This is a genomic window from Olegusella massiliensis (assembly GCF_900078545.1).
Classification (GTDB): Bacteria; Actinomycetota; Coriobacteriia; order Coriobacteriales; family Atopobiaceae; genus Olegusella; species Olegusella massiliensis.
In genome coordinates this window covers 695,940-710,079 of the sequence record NZ_FLLS01000002.1, presented here as the reverse complement: position 1 = coordinate 710,079, position 14,140 = coordinate 695,940, and the positions used below count along the sequence as shown (strand labels likewise).

Sequence of the window (14,140 nt, the reverse complement as noted above, 5' to 3'; positions counted from 1 at the left end):
AATAGGAGGAGTTATGCGTACACTGGTTACTCTCGCCTGCACTGAGTGCAAGCGTCGCAACTACACCACCAAGAAGAACAAGTCGAACAATCCTGATCGTCTTGAGATGAAGAAGTATTGCCCGTGGTGCCACAAGCATACCCTTCACAGGGAGACCCGCTAAAATAGGGTCAGACATAGGCCAGTAGTTCAGTTGGTAGAGCGACGGTCTCCAAAACCGTATGTCGAGGGTTCGAGTCCTTCCTGGCCTGCCAGAAATACCACCGGCTATCACCCCTTGGGTGCTGGCCGGTTTGCATGATAAAGATGAAGTTTTACCTATGAGAGCCCGGAAGAGGTTCGCGAATGTCGAACAAGGATCGTAACAAGAGAAGCGCCCGCCAAGCCCGTGCCGCAGAGCGTGAGAGGGTTGCCGAGGCTCAGGCTGCGGCAAGCACTGAGGAGCCCAAGGCAAAGCAGCATCTTGCCAAACCTTTATCTTCTAAGGTTGCAAAACCCGCCAAAGTAAAAAAGACCGGTTTTTTTGGTCGCATTCGCAACTACTTTGCTGACGTGAGGTCTGAGATGCATCGCGTTACTTGGCCTTCTAAGGACGAGTTGCGCAATTGGTCTGTTGGCGTCATTGTCACCTTAGTTATCTTTGGTATCTGTGTCTGGCTTGTCGATATGGGCTTTGTCTCCACATTGGTTGGCTTTACAGGCTTGAGGGGGTAGTCATGGCAAAGCGTTGGTATGTCGTTCACACCTATTCAGGCTATGAAAACAAAGTCAAAACTGACCTTGAACACCGTATTGATACCCACAACATGAGGGATCAGATTGTTGATATTCAGATTCCTATGGAGGAGGTTACCAAGCTCAAGGAAGGTGGCGAGCGTATCACCAAGGACGAGAAGGTCTTTCCTGGCTATGTCCTTGTGCGCATGGAGATTGATGACAACACCTGGGCTGTCGTCCGCAATACCCCTGGCGTAACGGGTTTTGCTGGCATCGGTGGCAAGCCTACGCCCTTGCGTCGTAGCGAGTACAACAAGATTATGCGTCGCATCAATCCTCGCAGTGACTCTTCTACTCCTGCCAAGATTACGACCACTGATATTGAGGTAGGACAGTCTATTCACGTCGTCTCTGGTCCTTTGGCTGATTTTGACGGTACCGTTTCTGAGATTATGCCCGAGTCTGGCAAGATTAAGGTAATGCTTACCATCTTTGGCCGCGAGACACCCGTCGAGCTCACCATGGATCAGGTCGCTTCGATTAATTAGTAGTTTGGCTTCAACACGGGTTCCGACATCGGTGAGGATTGCTTCTCGGTATCCGTTTGCAGATAGCAAGTTCGAGACTTACACAGGAGGCATCCAATGCCCAAAAAGAAGGTTACACACTTTATTAAGCTTCAGATTCCCGCTGGTCAGGCAAATCCTGCACCTCCCGTTGGTCCTGCTCTGGGCGCTGCTCAGGTTAACATCATGCAGTTCTGCCAGGCATTCAATGCGCAGACCAAGGACAAGATGGGCGACGTAGTGCCCGTTGAGATTACTGTTTTTGAGGATCGTACTTTTGAGTTTATTCTCAAGACTCCTCCTGCAGCCTTCCTTATCAAAAAGGAACTTGGTCTCAAGAGCGCTTCTGCCGTGCCCCAGCGCGACAAGGTTGGCCAGCTTACCGATGAGCAGCTGACCAAGATTGCTGAAATCAAGATGCCCGACCTCAATGCCAATGATATTGACGCTGCAAAAAAGATTGTTGCGGGCACCGCTCGCTCCATGGGCGTCACCATTGCTGAGTAGCTTTACGTAGTAGTTTTTCTCGCAAGCGGATTGGCCGTGAGCGAGTGTTGATGTGGGAGGGCATGCCGCCCGTTGACCACAAGGAGGAACAATGGCAAAGCACGGTAAGAAATACAACGAGGCTGCAGCAAAGTTTGATCCGAGCAAGCTGTACACCCCCATGCAGGCAATGAATCTCGTCAAAGACCTTGCAGGTGCAAAGTTTGATGAGAGTGTTGACATTGCAATTCGTCTGGGCGTTGATACCCGTAAGGCCGATCAGAACGTTCGCGGCTCTATCAGCCTTCCCAACGGCACCGGCAAGTCTGTCCGCGTTGCTGTTTTTGCTGAGGGCGAGAAGGCTCGCGAAGCTCAGGAGGCCGGCGCTGACATCGTGGGCGCTGATGATCTTGTTGCCGAGATTCAAAAGGGCAATATCGACTTTGACGCAGTCATCGCTACTCCCAATATGATGGGCAAAGTTGGCCGTCTCGGCCGCATACTTGGTCCTCGTGGCTTGATGCCCAACCCCAAGCTGGGTACGGTTACCATGGACGTTGCAAAGATGGTGAGCGAGCTTAAGGCTGGTCGTGTTGAGTACCGTGCTGACCGCTATGGCATCTGCCATGTTGCAATGGGCAAGGTTTCCTTCGAGGCGTCCAAACTTGCAGAGAACTACGGCGCTCTCCTCACCGAGCTGCTGCGCGTGAAGCCCTCTTCTGCAAAGGGCCGTTATGTCAAGTCCGTTGTGGTTTCTTCCACCATGGGCCCTGGCATCAAGATTGACTCTTCCATTACGCGTGACTTCCTCGAGGCCTAAGTCTCGGCTTCGCATTTGCAAGCTTTAGCACCCCGCAGTTCATCTAAGAGCTGCGGGGCTCTTTTTTGTCAAGCAGAGCGCCTCAGCTGTGCGCAGCGTTGGCTCTGTCATTTTATCTGTCATCCTTAGGTAAAACTGCTAGTATGACTTGCCTCATAACGCAGTGGTCTCTAATGCAGCGCACTCGAAACACGCAGAAATTGTGACCCTTTGCAGCATTTCGTCGGCACGCAAAACCTCCGACTTGACGGGTTGTGTCTTGCGTGCAAGAATGACTAACGGTAAAAAGCACGTCCGCTGCCAGAGACAGCCGGTGCCGTAAGGCTTAAAGGGGAGACCCGCCTGCCGAGGTGGTCATTAGAATGCACTTTCTAAGACCCCGCCTGGCACGCCAGGTGGGGTCTTTGCGTATGCAGGGCCCGCCAGCACCGGCGGCGCGTGCCCGATTGCGTGCAAGGGAGGTGTAACTCATGCCAGCTCAGTCCAATAAGGACATGTTCGAGAAGATCAAGGCTGATGTTGAGGCTTCTCAAGGCCTGTTTGTCATTGATTATCGCGGACTGTCCGTCAAGCAGACCCAACAGCTGCGTCGTAGCCTCACCGAGGCGGGCGCACACATGAAGGTCTACAAGAACAACATTGTCAGGATTGTTCTCGAAGAGGCAGGTAAGCCCGACATCAGCGAGTCGCTGCAGGGTACCTGCGCGTATGTTTTCTTTGATAAGGATCCTGTCGACACCGCAAAAGCTTTGAAGGAGCAGGCCCAGAAGCTCGGAAAGATCGAGTTTATCAGCGCTATTGCTGATGGTCAGGCTCTTGATGCTGAGGGTGCCAAGGCTTACGCAGAACTGCCCGGTCGTGATGAACTTATCGCTAAGCTCGTTTACGTTATCGGCAGCCCGCTGTCCGGTATTGCCCAGGTCGCCGCAGGTCCCGCAAGAGGCCTTGCTACTGTCCTTCAGGCTATCGCCGATCAGAAGAACGCTGCATAGCTCGTATGATTGTACGTCGCGCACAAAGCGCATTTGTTGCTAACTAGGGCACCTGCGTGCCCAACATAAAAGGAGAAATGACATGGCTGTCACCAAAGAAGAGATCATTGAGGCCCTAAAGGAGATGCCCGCTCTCGAGCTTTCCGAGCTGGTTCACGAGCTGGAGGACGTCTTTGGCGTTTCTGCAGCTGCTCCCGTTGCTGTTGCTGCTGCTCCTGCAGCTGGCGCTGCTGCTCCCGCTGAGGAGGAGAAGACCAACTTTGACGTTGAGCTTACCGCTTTCGGCAGCAACAAGATTGCTGTCATCAAGGTTGTCCGCAAGCTCACCGGCCTTGGCCTGAAGGAGGCAAAGGAGAAGGTTGAGTCCGCTCCTGCAGTCCTGCTCGAGGGCGCCAACAAGGACGACGCTGAGGCTGCCAAGAAGGAGCTCGAGGAGTCTGGTGCTACCGTCACCCTGAAGTAAATTTGTTCTTTTAGCAAATGGCTTTTTCGGGTGAAAGCTAGTGGTTGAAGCCGCTAGGACTTCACAGATTAAAGAGTCCGAGATTTATCTCGGACTCTTTTTGTGTAACGAGTCATTTATGGGTCGCGAGCAGGCTGCCCGAGCGCTAGATGGTTCATTCTTCGATCACATACCATATAGATGGTTCGTTCCTCGACCTTGCGGCCAACAAAAGCCCAGGTAAAAACATTTTGAAAACCGAGAGATGCTCCATCTGTTTATGAGCGTGGCAAAATGAGCGTGGCAGGGCAGGTAAACTGCCGACACCGTATAAGCGCGGCAGGATAGGCAAACTGTCGACACATCGCCTCCACAGTTGACCTGCGAAAACGTTCTTCTAGTATTTTTATCCAATAAAGTCAAGCAAATTCTTGACGAAAGCGGAACTCTTCGGTACTTTATTAGATTGCGAAAAGTGCCATCTTTTACTCTTTTAAGGAGGATACGCCTGGTGTCTACCGCAAAGTCTTCCCAGCACCTGCAGTCCGAGCGTAGCAGGGTTAGCTTCAGCAAGATTCCCGCGTCTATGGAGCTGCCTAACCTCATCGCAGTTCAGAAGGAGTCGTTCGAGCGTTTCATGGGCGATGGTATCGCCGAGTCGCTCTTTGAGTTCTCTCCGATTGAGAACTCCGCGGGCACAATGGAGGTCACCTTTGGTGACCACCAGTTTGGTGATGCTCCGGCAACTATTGCCGAGTGTCGCGCCAAGGATATTACCTATCAGGCACCTCTCTTTGTCAATGTGCGCTTCCTTAACAAAGAGTCTGGCGAGATTAAAGAGCAGCTCGTCTTTATGGGCGACTTCCCCCTGATGACCGAGCGTGGCACGTTTGTCATTAATGGCACCGAGCGTGTCGTTGTCTCCCAGCTTGTCCGCTCGCCTGGCGTCTACTTCTCTCATGAGGTTGACAATGGTGTGGACGTACACCACGTGCAGTTTATTCCTGCTCGCGGCGCATGGCTGGAGTTTGAGATTGACAAGCACGGTCACTTGGTAGTTTCTATCGACCGCAAGCGTCGCCAGTCTGCAACCGTCTTCCTGCGTGCATTGGGCATCGCGGAGGATGATGATGAGATTTTGAACCTGTTGGGCGATTCTAATGTTGTCCGCAGTACTCTTGAGCGCGATGTTTCTACCAATCGTAATGATGCTCTGCTTGAGATCTATCGTCGTCAGCGCCCTGGCGAGCCTCCTACCGTTGAGTCTGCTCGCTCGCTGATTGATGGCCTCTTCTTCAACAACCAGCGCTATGACCTTGCGCGCGTTGGTCGTTACAAGATCAACAAGAAGCTTGGTCTTGATGGCGATTCTCGTGTCATTACTGCTGAAGACATCGTTACTGCCCTTAGGTACCTGCTCGCGCTGCACGCGGGTGAAGCAGATCACACACTTGATGATATTGACCACTTCGGCAACCGCCGTGTGCGCACTGTTGGCGAACTTGTGCAAAACCAATTCCGTATTGGCATGAGCCGTATGGAGCGTGTCATTCGTGAGCGTATGGCCAGCCAAGATCCCAATGACATCACACCTCAGTCGTTGATTAATATTCGTCCCATCGTGGCAGCTATAAAGGAGTTCTACGGTTCTTCTCAGCTGTCTCAGTTTATGGACCAAAATAACCCGTTGTCAGGTCTAACTCACAAGCGTCGTCTCTCAGCGCTTGGACCTGGTGGTCTTGCAGGCCATAAGTCTGGCTCCAGCCGTCGTACCAATGTGCCGACTGCTGTTCGCGACGTTCACAACTCTCACTATTCTCGTATGTGCCCCATCGAGACGCCCGAGGGTCCCAACATTGGCCTGATTGGTTCCCTTGCTCTGTATGCGCATGTCAATGAATACGGCTTTATCGAGGCTCCGTATCGTCGCGTTGTCGATGGTAAGGTTACCGACGAAATTGACTGGATGACGGCAGACGAGGAAGAGAATCACAAGATTGCTCCTGCTGATGTCCCCACAGATTCCAAGACCGGTCGTTTTGTTGCGCTGCACTCCAACGGTGAGCTCTACGAGCCTGATGCGGTAGTTGCTCGTACCCGCAACTTTGACGGTTCCTTCGGTGCACCCGAGCAGGTGCCCGTTGAGGAAATCGACTATATGGACGTCTCGCCACGTCAGATGCTTTCAGTCGCAGCAAATCTCATCCCCTTCTTGGAGCACGATGACGCAAAGCGTACTTTGATGGGCGCAAACATGCAGCGTCAGGCTGTGCCTTTGCTGCGCACCACTGCTCCTTTTGTTGGCACTGGTCTTGAGCGCCGTGCTGCTAAAGATTCTGGTGAGTTGGTTGTTGCCGAGCATGCCGGTACAGTGGTTGAGGTTGATGCTTCCCATGTAGTGGTTGATACTGCTCAGAGCCCTGAGACCTACGAACTTCCCAAGTTCCAGCGTTCCAATCAGTCTACCTGCATCAATCATCGTCCTGTCGTTCAGGTGGGTCAGCAGATTGAGGCAGGCGAAGCACTCTCTGACGGTCCTTCTATCGACCATGGTGAGCTGGCGCTGGGCGCTAACCTCACCGTTGCCTACATGCCTTGGGAAGGCTATAACTACGAGGATGGCATCATTGTTTCTGAGCGTGTTGTTCGTGAAGACCTGCTGACTTCGGTTAACATTTCTCGTCACGAAATTGATGCACGTGATACCAAGCTCGGTCCCGAGGAAATTACCCGCGAGATTCCTAACCTTTCTGAAGACATGCTTGCCAACCTCGATGACGATGGCATCATTCGCATTGGTGCTGAAGTCCGTCCTGGTGATATTTTGGTGGGTAAGGTTACCCCCAAGGGTGAGACTGCACTGACCGCTGAGGAGCGCTTGCTTCGCGCTATCTTTGGCGCCAAAGCCCACGATGTTCGCGATACCTCCCTCAAGATGCCCCATGGCGCATATGGTCGTGTTGTTGATGTGGTCCGCTTTAGCCGTGAGGCCGGCGATGACCTCCCGCCTGGAGTTAACGAGCTTGTTCGCGTCTTCGTTGCTCAGCGTCGCAAGATTCAACAGGGCGACAAGATTTCTGGTCGTCACGGCAACAAGGGTGTTGTCTGTAATGTCTTGCCGGTAGAAGATATGCCTTACATGGCAGATGGTACGCCTGTCGATGTTTTGCTGGATCCTTTGGGCGTTCCTTCTCGTATGAATGTTGGCCAGTTGCTTGAGTGCCACCTTGGTTGGGCTGCAGCTCATGGTTGGGATATTGACAACGCTGATTCTGATAGGGTTGTTGAGGGTCCCTTCTACATCTCTACGCCCGTCTTTGACGGCGCGTCCGACGTTGAGGTTTCCGAGGCTCAGCATCGTTCCAATATCAACATCATGAATAAGGCCAAGCATGTTTACGGCGAGCACATGGATGCTGCAGATGCTGAGGATTTGGCCTTTATCCCGCAGCTCAATAATATGGGCAAAATGCCTCTCTACGATGGTCGTACGGGTGAGAAGTTCAAGAATCCCATTACGGTGGGCACCTCTTATATCCTCAAGCTCGGCCACATGGTAGACGACAAGATCCACGCTCGTTCCACGGGTCCGTACAGCTTGGTTACCCAGCAACCTTTGGGTGGTAAAGCCCAGTTTGGTGGTCAGCGCTTTGGTGAGATGGAGGTTTGGGCACTGTACGCTTACGGTGCAGCAAATGTCCTACGTGAGATTCTGACCGTCAAGTCTGACGACACCAATGGTCGTGTCAAGACTTACGAATCCATCGTCAAGGGCGAAAACATCCCTAGCTCTGGCATTCCCGAGTCTTTCAAGGTTCTGGTGAAGGAGATCCGCTCTTTGGCTCTCAACATTGAGCCTATTACCTACAAAAAGCAGGCACCAAGTGCCCCGGTTTCCGCCGAGGATCAGGTCAAGTCTGTTGTGGATAGCTTTGCTTCTGCAAACAGCACAGATGATCTCATTGGTGTTCCCGCCGCGGAGCCTGTTTTGGCCTCCAACAGCATCGACGATAAGGAGTAGCGAACGTGGCAGATTTCGATACACCCGATTTCGACGCGATCAAGATCTCCCTTGCCTCCGCAGACCAGGTGCGTAGCTGGTCTTACGGTGAGGTAAAGAAACCGGAGACTATCAATTACCGTACACTCAAGCCCGAAAAAGACGGTCTTTTCTGCGAGAAGATTTTTGGTCCTGTCAAGGACTGGGAGTGTGCATGCGGCAAGTATAAGGGTATTCGTTTTAAGGGTATTACCTGTGAGCGTTGCGGCGTAGAGGTTACAACCTCTAAGGTCCGTCGCGAGCGCATGGGTCACATCGAGCTTGCAGCTCCTGTGTCTCATATCTGGTATTTCAAGAGCCCTGCTTCCTTCCCCTTGGCCCGTCTTCTTGATGTCAAGAGTAAGGATTTGGAGAACATTCTCTACTTTGCCAGCTATGTGATTACCGAGGTTGATACTGAGGCTCGTGAGGCTGATGCAGAGGATCTAAAAGAAGAGCTCGCCGCTGATCTTGAAGAGCTTGATGCTGAGCGCGATGACGAGATCGCTCGTCTCATCGCTCAGGGTGAAGCATCAGATGATGAGTTTAGCGAGGTTGAGCCTCTCTCTGCTGAGGAGGTCAAGGCTGGATGTGCCGACCTTGAGGCTGAGTATGATGACGAAAAGAAGCTTCGTCGTGAGGCATATGACAAGTTCATGCAGCTGGAGCCTCGTGAGCTCATCTCCGATGAATCACTCTTTACTGAGATGAGGCATTACTATTCCATCTATTTTAAGGGTGGAATGGGTGCTGAGGCTGTTCGCGAGCTTTTGCGCAATGTTGACCTTGATACTGAGGTCGAGGAGCTTCGTGCCATCATTGCTGATGAGAATTCTCAAAAGCAAAAGAAGGATCGCGCTGTCAAGCGTCTGGAGATTGTCGATGCCTTCCTCAAGGGTGGTAACGATCCTGCAGATATGATTCTCGACGTTATCCCTGTTATTCCGCCAGATTTGCGTCCTATGGTTCAGCTGGACGGCGGTCGTTTTGCTGCGTCCGACCTCAACGATTTGTATCGTCGAGTCATTAATCGCAACAATCGTCTTAAGCGCCTGCTGGACCTCGATGCTCCTGCCATCATTGTCAATAATGAGAAGCGCATGCTTCAGGAGTCTGTTGACGCGCTCTTTGATAATGGTCGCCGCGGCCGTCCCGTCTCTGGTCGTGGTGGTCGTCCCCTCAAATCTCTTGCTGAGGCGCTTAAGGGAAAGCAGGGCCGCTTCCGTCAGAACTTGCTGGGTAAGCGTGTTGACTACTCTGGCCGTTCGGTCATTGTTGTTGACCCTCAACTCAAGCTACACCAGTGCGGCTTGCCTTCTACCATGGCGCTCGAGCTGTTTAAGCCTTTTGTAATGCGTCGCTTGGTTGAACTCAACCGTGTTGAAAACATCAAGGGTGCAAAGCGTGCTATCGATCGCAGCGAGTCCATTGTTTGGGACGTACTGGACGAGGTCATTAAAGACCGCCTTGTTCTGCTTAATCGCGCACCAACCCTCCACCGCCTATCCATCCAGGCTTTTGAGCCAGTCTTGGTTGAGGGCAAAGCAATTCATTTGCACCCGCTCGTCTGTGCGCCCTTTAACGCTGACTTTGACGGCGACCAGATGTCTGTTCATGTACCTTTGTCTACTCAGGCACAGGCTGAGGCTCGCGTCTTGATGTTGTCCTCTAACAACCTGCGCTCTCCTGCATCGGGTAAGGTGCTGACCGTTCCTTCTCAGGATATGGTTTTTGGTGTGTACTATCTCACCACCTCAGACGAGCTTCCCGAGGGCGAGCAACCGCACGCCTACGCTAACTTCGAGGACGTTTTGGCTGCCTATGATGGCAATCCCGAGATGGATCTTCACAAGCCCATCGTGGTGCGTATTGATGCTGCGGATGCCAATATCGAAGAGGGCGACAAAGAGATTTTCCGCGTTATGACCTCTAAGAAGAGCTTTGAGGAATATGACGTCAGTGAACATGCTGAGCGCTTTGAGACAACAGTTGGTCGTGTCGTCTTCAATCGTCAATGCCTGCCGCCTGATTATCCTTATATGAACTACAAGATGGTAAAAGGCGACATCTCTGCTTTGGTTAACGATTGCTGCGATCGCTATAGCACCGCTGCGGTTGAGTCAATCTTGGATGCCATCAAGGCTACTGGTTTTCATTACGCAACGCGCGCAGGCCTGACCATTTCCGTTTGGGATGCCGTTATTCCTGGGGATAAGCCTGATGTTTTGGCCGAGACACAGGAGCGCGTCAACACCATTAATGAGCGTTATGAGGACGGTTTCTTGACCGAGCTCGAGCGACACAATGAGGTTGTTAATGCGTGGACTGCTTGTACTGAGCTGTTGGGTACCGAGATGCTTGAGGGCTTCTCTGGTGACAACCCCATCTACATGATGGCGGACTCGGGTGCTCGAGGCTCCAAGACGCAGCTGCGTCAGCTTGCGGGTATGCGCGGCCTGATGGCAGATATGTCTGGTGAGACAATCGACCTGCCTATTAAGTCCAACTTCCGTGAGGGCTTGGAGCCCTTGGAGTACTTCATCTCTACCTATGGCGCACGTAAGGGTCTGGTAGATACCGCATCCCACACCTCCGACTCCGGTTACCTGACTCGTCGTTTGATTGACGTTGCTCAAGATGTCATTGTCCGCGAGGAGGACTGCGGTACTGATGAGGCCGTTTCTTATGACCTCGTTAAGCCAGGCGAGAGTGCAGTCGACGCCGACCTTGTTGGCCGCTGTGCGCTCAATGACATCGTCGCAGCCGATACGGGTGAGGTTATTGTTGCTGCTGGCGAATATGTCGAGTCTGTCGCTCAGCTCCAGCGCATGTATGACTCTGGCCTGCGTAAAGTTGAGCTTCGTGCCCTGCTTACCTGCAAGTCTAAGTATGGTGTCTGCCAGAAGTGCTATGGCTGGGATCTGTCTACTCGTCGTCCTGTCAACATCGGTACGGCAGTTGGCATCATTGCTGCTCAGTCCATTGGTGAGCCGGGTACTCAGCTGACCATGCGTACCATTCACTCTGGTGGTGTTGCTGGTGCGGACGATATTACGCAGGGTCTTCCTACGGTTGCCCGCATGTTTGACGTGGTTGGCAATGTCAACGAGAAGATTTTGGGCCGCGAGGCAGATTTGGCTCCATACTCTGGTCGTCTGCGTATTACGCCCGAGCAGACCGAATACCTTATCCAGCTGCTGGATCTTGATGACGAGACTCGCGTGCTGGAGGAGTGGCGCGTGCCTGCTTCTGCTCGCTTCATGCCTGGCATGGAAGATGGCGTGGTTGTGCGTGCTGGTGATCAGATTACGCGCGGCTTTGTTAACTTCCGCAAGCTTCGTGGGCTTACCGATATTGAGGCGACGATGCACACCTTCGTCAAGTCGGTCAAGGATGTCTATACTTCGCAGGGTGTAGATTTGAACGACAAACATATCGAGGTTATCGCCCGCCAGATGTTGCGTCGCGTCCGCGTTACCAATCCTGGTAGCTCTACGTATTTGCTCGGCCAGTACGTTGATCGCTATGAGTTTGCTGATAGCGTGCGCAATATTACCTTGGCTGGTGGTACCGCGCCTGAGGCTGAGCCTGTTATTTTGGGTACACTCAAGGTTGCAAGTACCGTGGATAGCTGGCTTTCCGCTGCTTCCTTCTCGCGCACCGCAGGTATTTTGACTGAGGTTGCCATTGAAGGCGCAACCGATCACCTGCTGGATCTCAAGTCCAACGTTATCATTGGCAAGCGCATCCCCGCAGGTACCGGTCTTGCTGCTTACAACTCTGTCGAGCTTACCTATCATGGCCAAAAGATTGATGGCCCCACCTCTCCTATGGCTAATACTCTGCCGGAGTGGGCTCCCGACACTCTTAAGGGTATCGAGGAGAAGCTGCCCAAGCAGCTCGATTGGGTTGGCGATGACTTTGGCTACGGCGGTGTCTACTCCAAGAACGGCCGCACGCTTTCTAGTGAGGACGCCAAGCTGTACCTCTACGATGATCTGGGCGTATCGCAGCGTTGGACCAACAAATTCTCCGAGGTGGGTATTGAGACCGTTGGGGATTTGATTGGCAAAAATGAGGATGACCTACTGCACATCGATGGTATCGGTGCCAAGGCTATTGAAGAGCTGCGTGAGGGTCTTGAGGCCCGCAACCTTCTTTATATCCTCGAGCCTGATGAGGACGAAGCTGACAGTGAGGATCTCTCTCAGCTGTTTAACATGGTTTTCTCGCCTGATGCTGATGTGATGTTGGGTACCGCTGCACCTGCCACCCCAGGTATTCTTTCCCAGGAGGATTTGATTGGCGGCAGTACTGGTGACCAGAGTGATGAGGAAGTCATCAACGAGGATCTTGGTTCCTTGCACGATCTTCTCTCTCAGGTTGAACGCCGCGAGGATGAAGAGTAAGGCAGAGTTGCTTGCCTGCTAGATGAGATTTATAAGCCAGAAGTTCTGTGCGACCTGCCTCCCTTTTCTTGGATACGAGAAAGGGGAGGCTTTCTTCATGCCAAATTCGCTCTGCTTGCCAAAAGCTACGTTCTGTTTCAAATGGAGCGGCTCTGCCTGTCAAACGCCACGAATCATTTCAAGCAGAGTGGTCCTGCCTGCCAAAAGCCACGTTTCGTTTCAGAAAAAAAGTCAAAAGCCACACTTCGTTTCAAAGGGTGTGACGTTTGCCCAGGTAGATTTTTTTCGGGTGAAATGAAACGTGGCTTTTGGCTAAAAAAGTGAAATAGAACGTGGCGTTAGGCACTTGGGGTGAAAGGGTGTGAAATAGAACGTGGCGTTTGGCTAAAAAAGTGAAACAAAGCGTGGCGTTTGATATTCGTGAGAATAAAAAAGTTGCCATGAACAAAACTGGGCCTTTTTTAAGAAGCAAAACCACACCGCTTGAAGGACAGATAGGAAAGCAGAGCCTACAGATAGGAAAGCAGAGCCTACAGATAGGAAAGCAGAACCCCAGCTTGTGGAAGCTCGATGGAAGAAGTATACGCCCGGATGCGTGGCTTTTTGACAACAGCGGGATATCAGCGTAGATTTACTCCTTGCGTCAATCCAGGGATGGGGGTGCTGCCCTGCCCTTGAATAAAAATGGCGACGCATACCGCGTTAGCCTTGTAGATTTCGATTGGGTACGAAGGAGAGAGCTTTGTCTACAATCAACCAGCTCGTCCGTCAGGGTCGCGTACAGCAGCATGCTAAGTCAAAAAACGCCGCCCTCCAGCATAATCCCCAGAAGCGCGGCGTTTGCACCCGTGTCTTCACTACCACCCCTAAAAAGCCTAACTCGGCACTTCGTAAGGTGGCTCGTGTCCGTCTTGTCAACGGCATCGAAGTCACAGCTTACATCCCTGGCGAGGGCCACAACCTCCAGGAGCACTCCATTGTGTTAATCCGTGGCGGCCGTGTTCGTGACCTTCCTGGTGTCCGTTACAAGATTGTCCGCGGCGCTTACGACTGCGCAGCTGTTCAGAACCGCAAGAAGGCTCGTTCTCGCTATGGCGCAAAGCGCGCAAAGTAGTTTTGAGCCCACGGCTGGGACTACATCATGCATCCAGCCACCTATTAGCATTCGTTTCGTCGCTTAGGAGATTCACATGCCGCGTCGTGCAGCAGCTATTCGTCGTGAGGTCCAGCCTGACGCCGTTTACAACAACCGTCTCGTTACTCAGCTAATCAACAAGGTGCTTCTTGATGGCAAGAAGGCCACTGCTGAGCGCATTGTCTATGGTGCATTTAACCTTGTCCAGGAGAAAGCTGGCGAGGATGCTCTTGCAGTCTTCAAGAAGGCTATGGACAACATCCGCCCGACCCTTGAGGTCAAGCCCAAGCGCGTGGGTGGCGCTACCTATCAGGTGCCTATGGAGGTTAACTCCCGTCGCGCAACCACCCTTGCTATCCGTTGGATGGTCAATTTCAGCCGCGCTCGCAAGGAGAAGACCATGGCCGAGCGCTTGGCTGCCGAGATCATTGACGCCTCCAATGGCGTTGGCGCTTCCGTCAAGCGTCGCGAGGATCTTTTCAAGATGGCAGAAGCCAACCGTGCCTTCTCGCACTATCGCTTCTAATCCGCGTC

12 protein-coding genes, 1 tRNA gene and 1 other annotated feature are annotated in these 14,140 nt (G+C 52.5%); all 13 genes read left to right on the top strand.

Features of this window, described 5'->3' with window-relative positions; genetic code table 11:
• Window positions 1-13: 13 nt before the first annotated feature.
• A complete protein-coding gene (gene rpmG, locus BN4314_RS08010) occupies window positions 14-163 on the top strand; it encodes a 50S ribosomal protein L33 (protein WP_021734649.1) in 150 nt (49 codons plus the stop codon).
• A 15-nt stretch (window positions 164-178) separates the two neighbouring features.
• Window positions 179-254, top strand: a tRNA-Trp gene (locus BN4314_RS03405).
• 91 nt (window positions 255-345) lie between these two features.
• Window positions 346-714 carry a preprotein translocase subunit SecE gene (gene secE / locus BN4314_RS03400; protein WP_068539801.1) on the top strand — a complete coding sequence of 123 codons (369 nt, stop codon included), beginning with the start codon at window positions 346-348 and terminating at the stop codon, window positions 712-714.
• A 2-nt stretch (window positions 715-716) separates the two neighbouring features.
• Complete coding sequence (nusG, locus tag BN4314_RS03395; protein WP_068539799.1) at window positions 717-1,265, top strand: transcription termination/antitermination protein NusG; 549 nt, start codon at window positions 717-719, stop codon at window positions 1,263-1,265.
• Between the two features lie 96 nt (window positions 1,266-1,361).
• Window positions 1,362-1,790, top strand: a complete 429-nt coding sequence (gene rplK, locus BN4314_RS03390; protein ID WP_021734674.1) for a 50S ribosomal protein L11 — start codon at window positions 1,362-1,364, stop codon at window positions 1,788-1,790.
• A gap of 91 nt (window positions 1,791-1,881) precedes the next feature.
• Window positions 1,882-2,589 carry a 50S ribosomal protein L1 gene (rplA, locus tag BN4314_RS03385; protein WP_068539797.1) on the top strand — a complete coding sequence of 236 codons (708 nt, stop codon included), beginning with the start codon at window positions 1,882-1,884 and terminating at the stop codon, window positions 2,587-2,589.
• Between the two features lie 282 nt (window positions 2,590-2,871).
• Window positions 2,872-3,005, top strand: a sequence feature (ribosomal protein L10 leader region).
• 54 nt (window positions 3,006-3,059) lie between these two features.
• Complete coding sequence (gene rplJ / locus BN4314_RS03380) at window positions 3,060-3,581, top strand: 50S ribosomal protein L10 (protein WP_068539795.1); 522 nt, start codon at window positions 3,060-3,062, stop codon at window positions 3,579-3,581.
• Window positions 3,582-3,663: 82 nt separating this feature from the next.
• Window positions 3,664-4,044, top strand: a complete 381-nt coding sequence (gene rplL, locus BN4314_RS03375; protein WP_021626915.1) for a 50S ribosomal protein L7/L12 — start codon at window positions 3,664-3,666, stop codon at window positions 4,042-4,044.
• A gap of 490 nt (window positions 4,045-4,534) precedes the next feature.
• A complete protein-coding gene (gene rpoB / locus BN4314_RS03370) occupies window positions 4,535-8,044 on the top strand; it encodes a DNA-directed RNA polymerase subunit beta (RefSeq protein WP_068539793.1) in 3,510 nt (1,169 codons plus the stop codon).
• A gap of 5 nt (window positions 8,045-8,049) precedes the next feature.
• The gene (locus BN4314_RS03365) at window positions 8,050-12,471 is read left to right on the top strand and encodes a DNA-directed RNA polymerase subunit beta' (RefSeq protein WP_068539791.1); all 4,422 of its coding nucleotides are present in this window, start codon (window positions 8,050-8,052) and stop codon (window positions 12,469-12,471) included.
• A 404-nt stretch (window positions 12,472-12,875) separates the two neighbouring features.
• Entirely contained in the window at window positions 12,876-13,100 is a 225-nt protein-coding gene (locus tag BN4314_RS03360) for a hypothetical protein (protein ID WP_148424852.1), read from the top strand.
• Window positions 13,101-13,213: 113 nt separating this feature from the next.
• Entirely contained in the window at window positions 13,214-13,585 is a 372-nt protein-coding gene (gene rpsL, locus BN4314_RS03355) for a 30S ribosomal protein S12 (RefSeq protein ID WP_021734454.1), read from the top strand.
• A 76-nt stretch (window positions 13,586-13,661) separates the two neighbouring features.
• Window positions 13,662-14,132 carry a 30S ribosomal protein S7 gene (rpsG, locus tag BN4314_RS03350; protein ID WP_021734602.1) on the top strand — a complete coding sequence of 157 codons (471 nt, stop codon included), beginning with the start codon at window positions 13,662-13,664 and terminating at the stop codon, window positions 14,130-14,132.
• The last annotated feature ends 8 nt before the right edge of the window (window positions 14,133-14,140 follow it).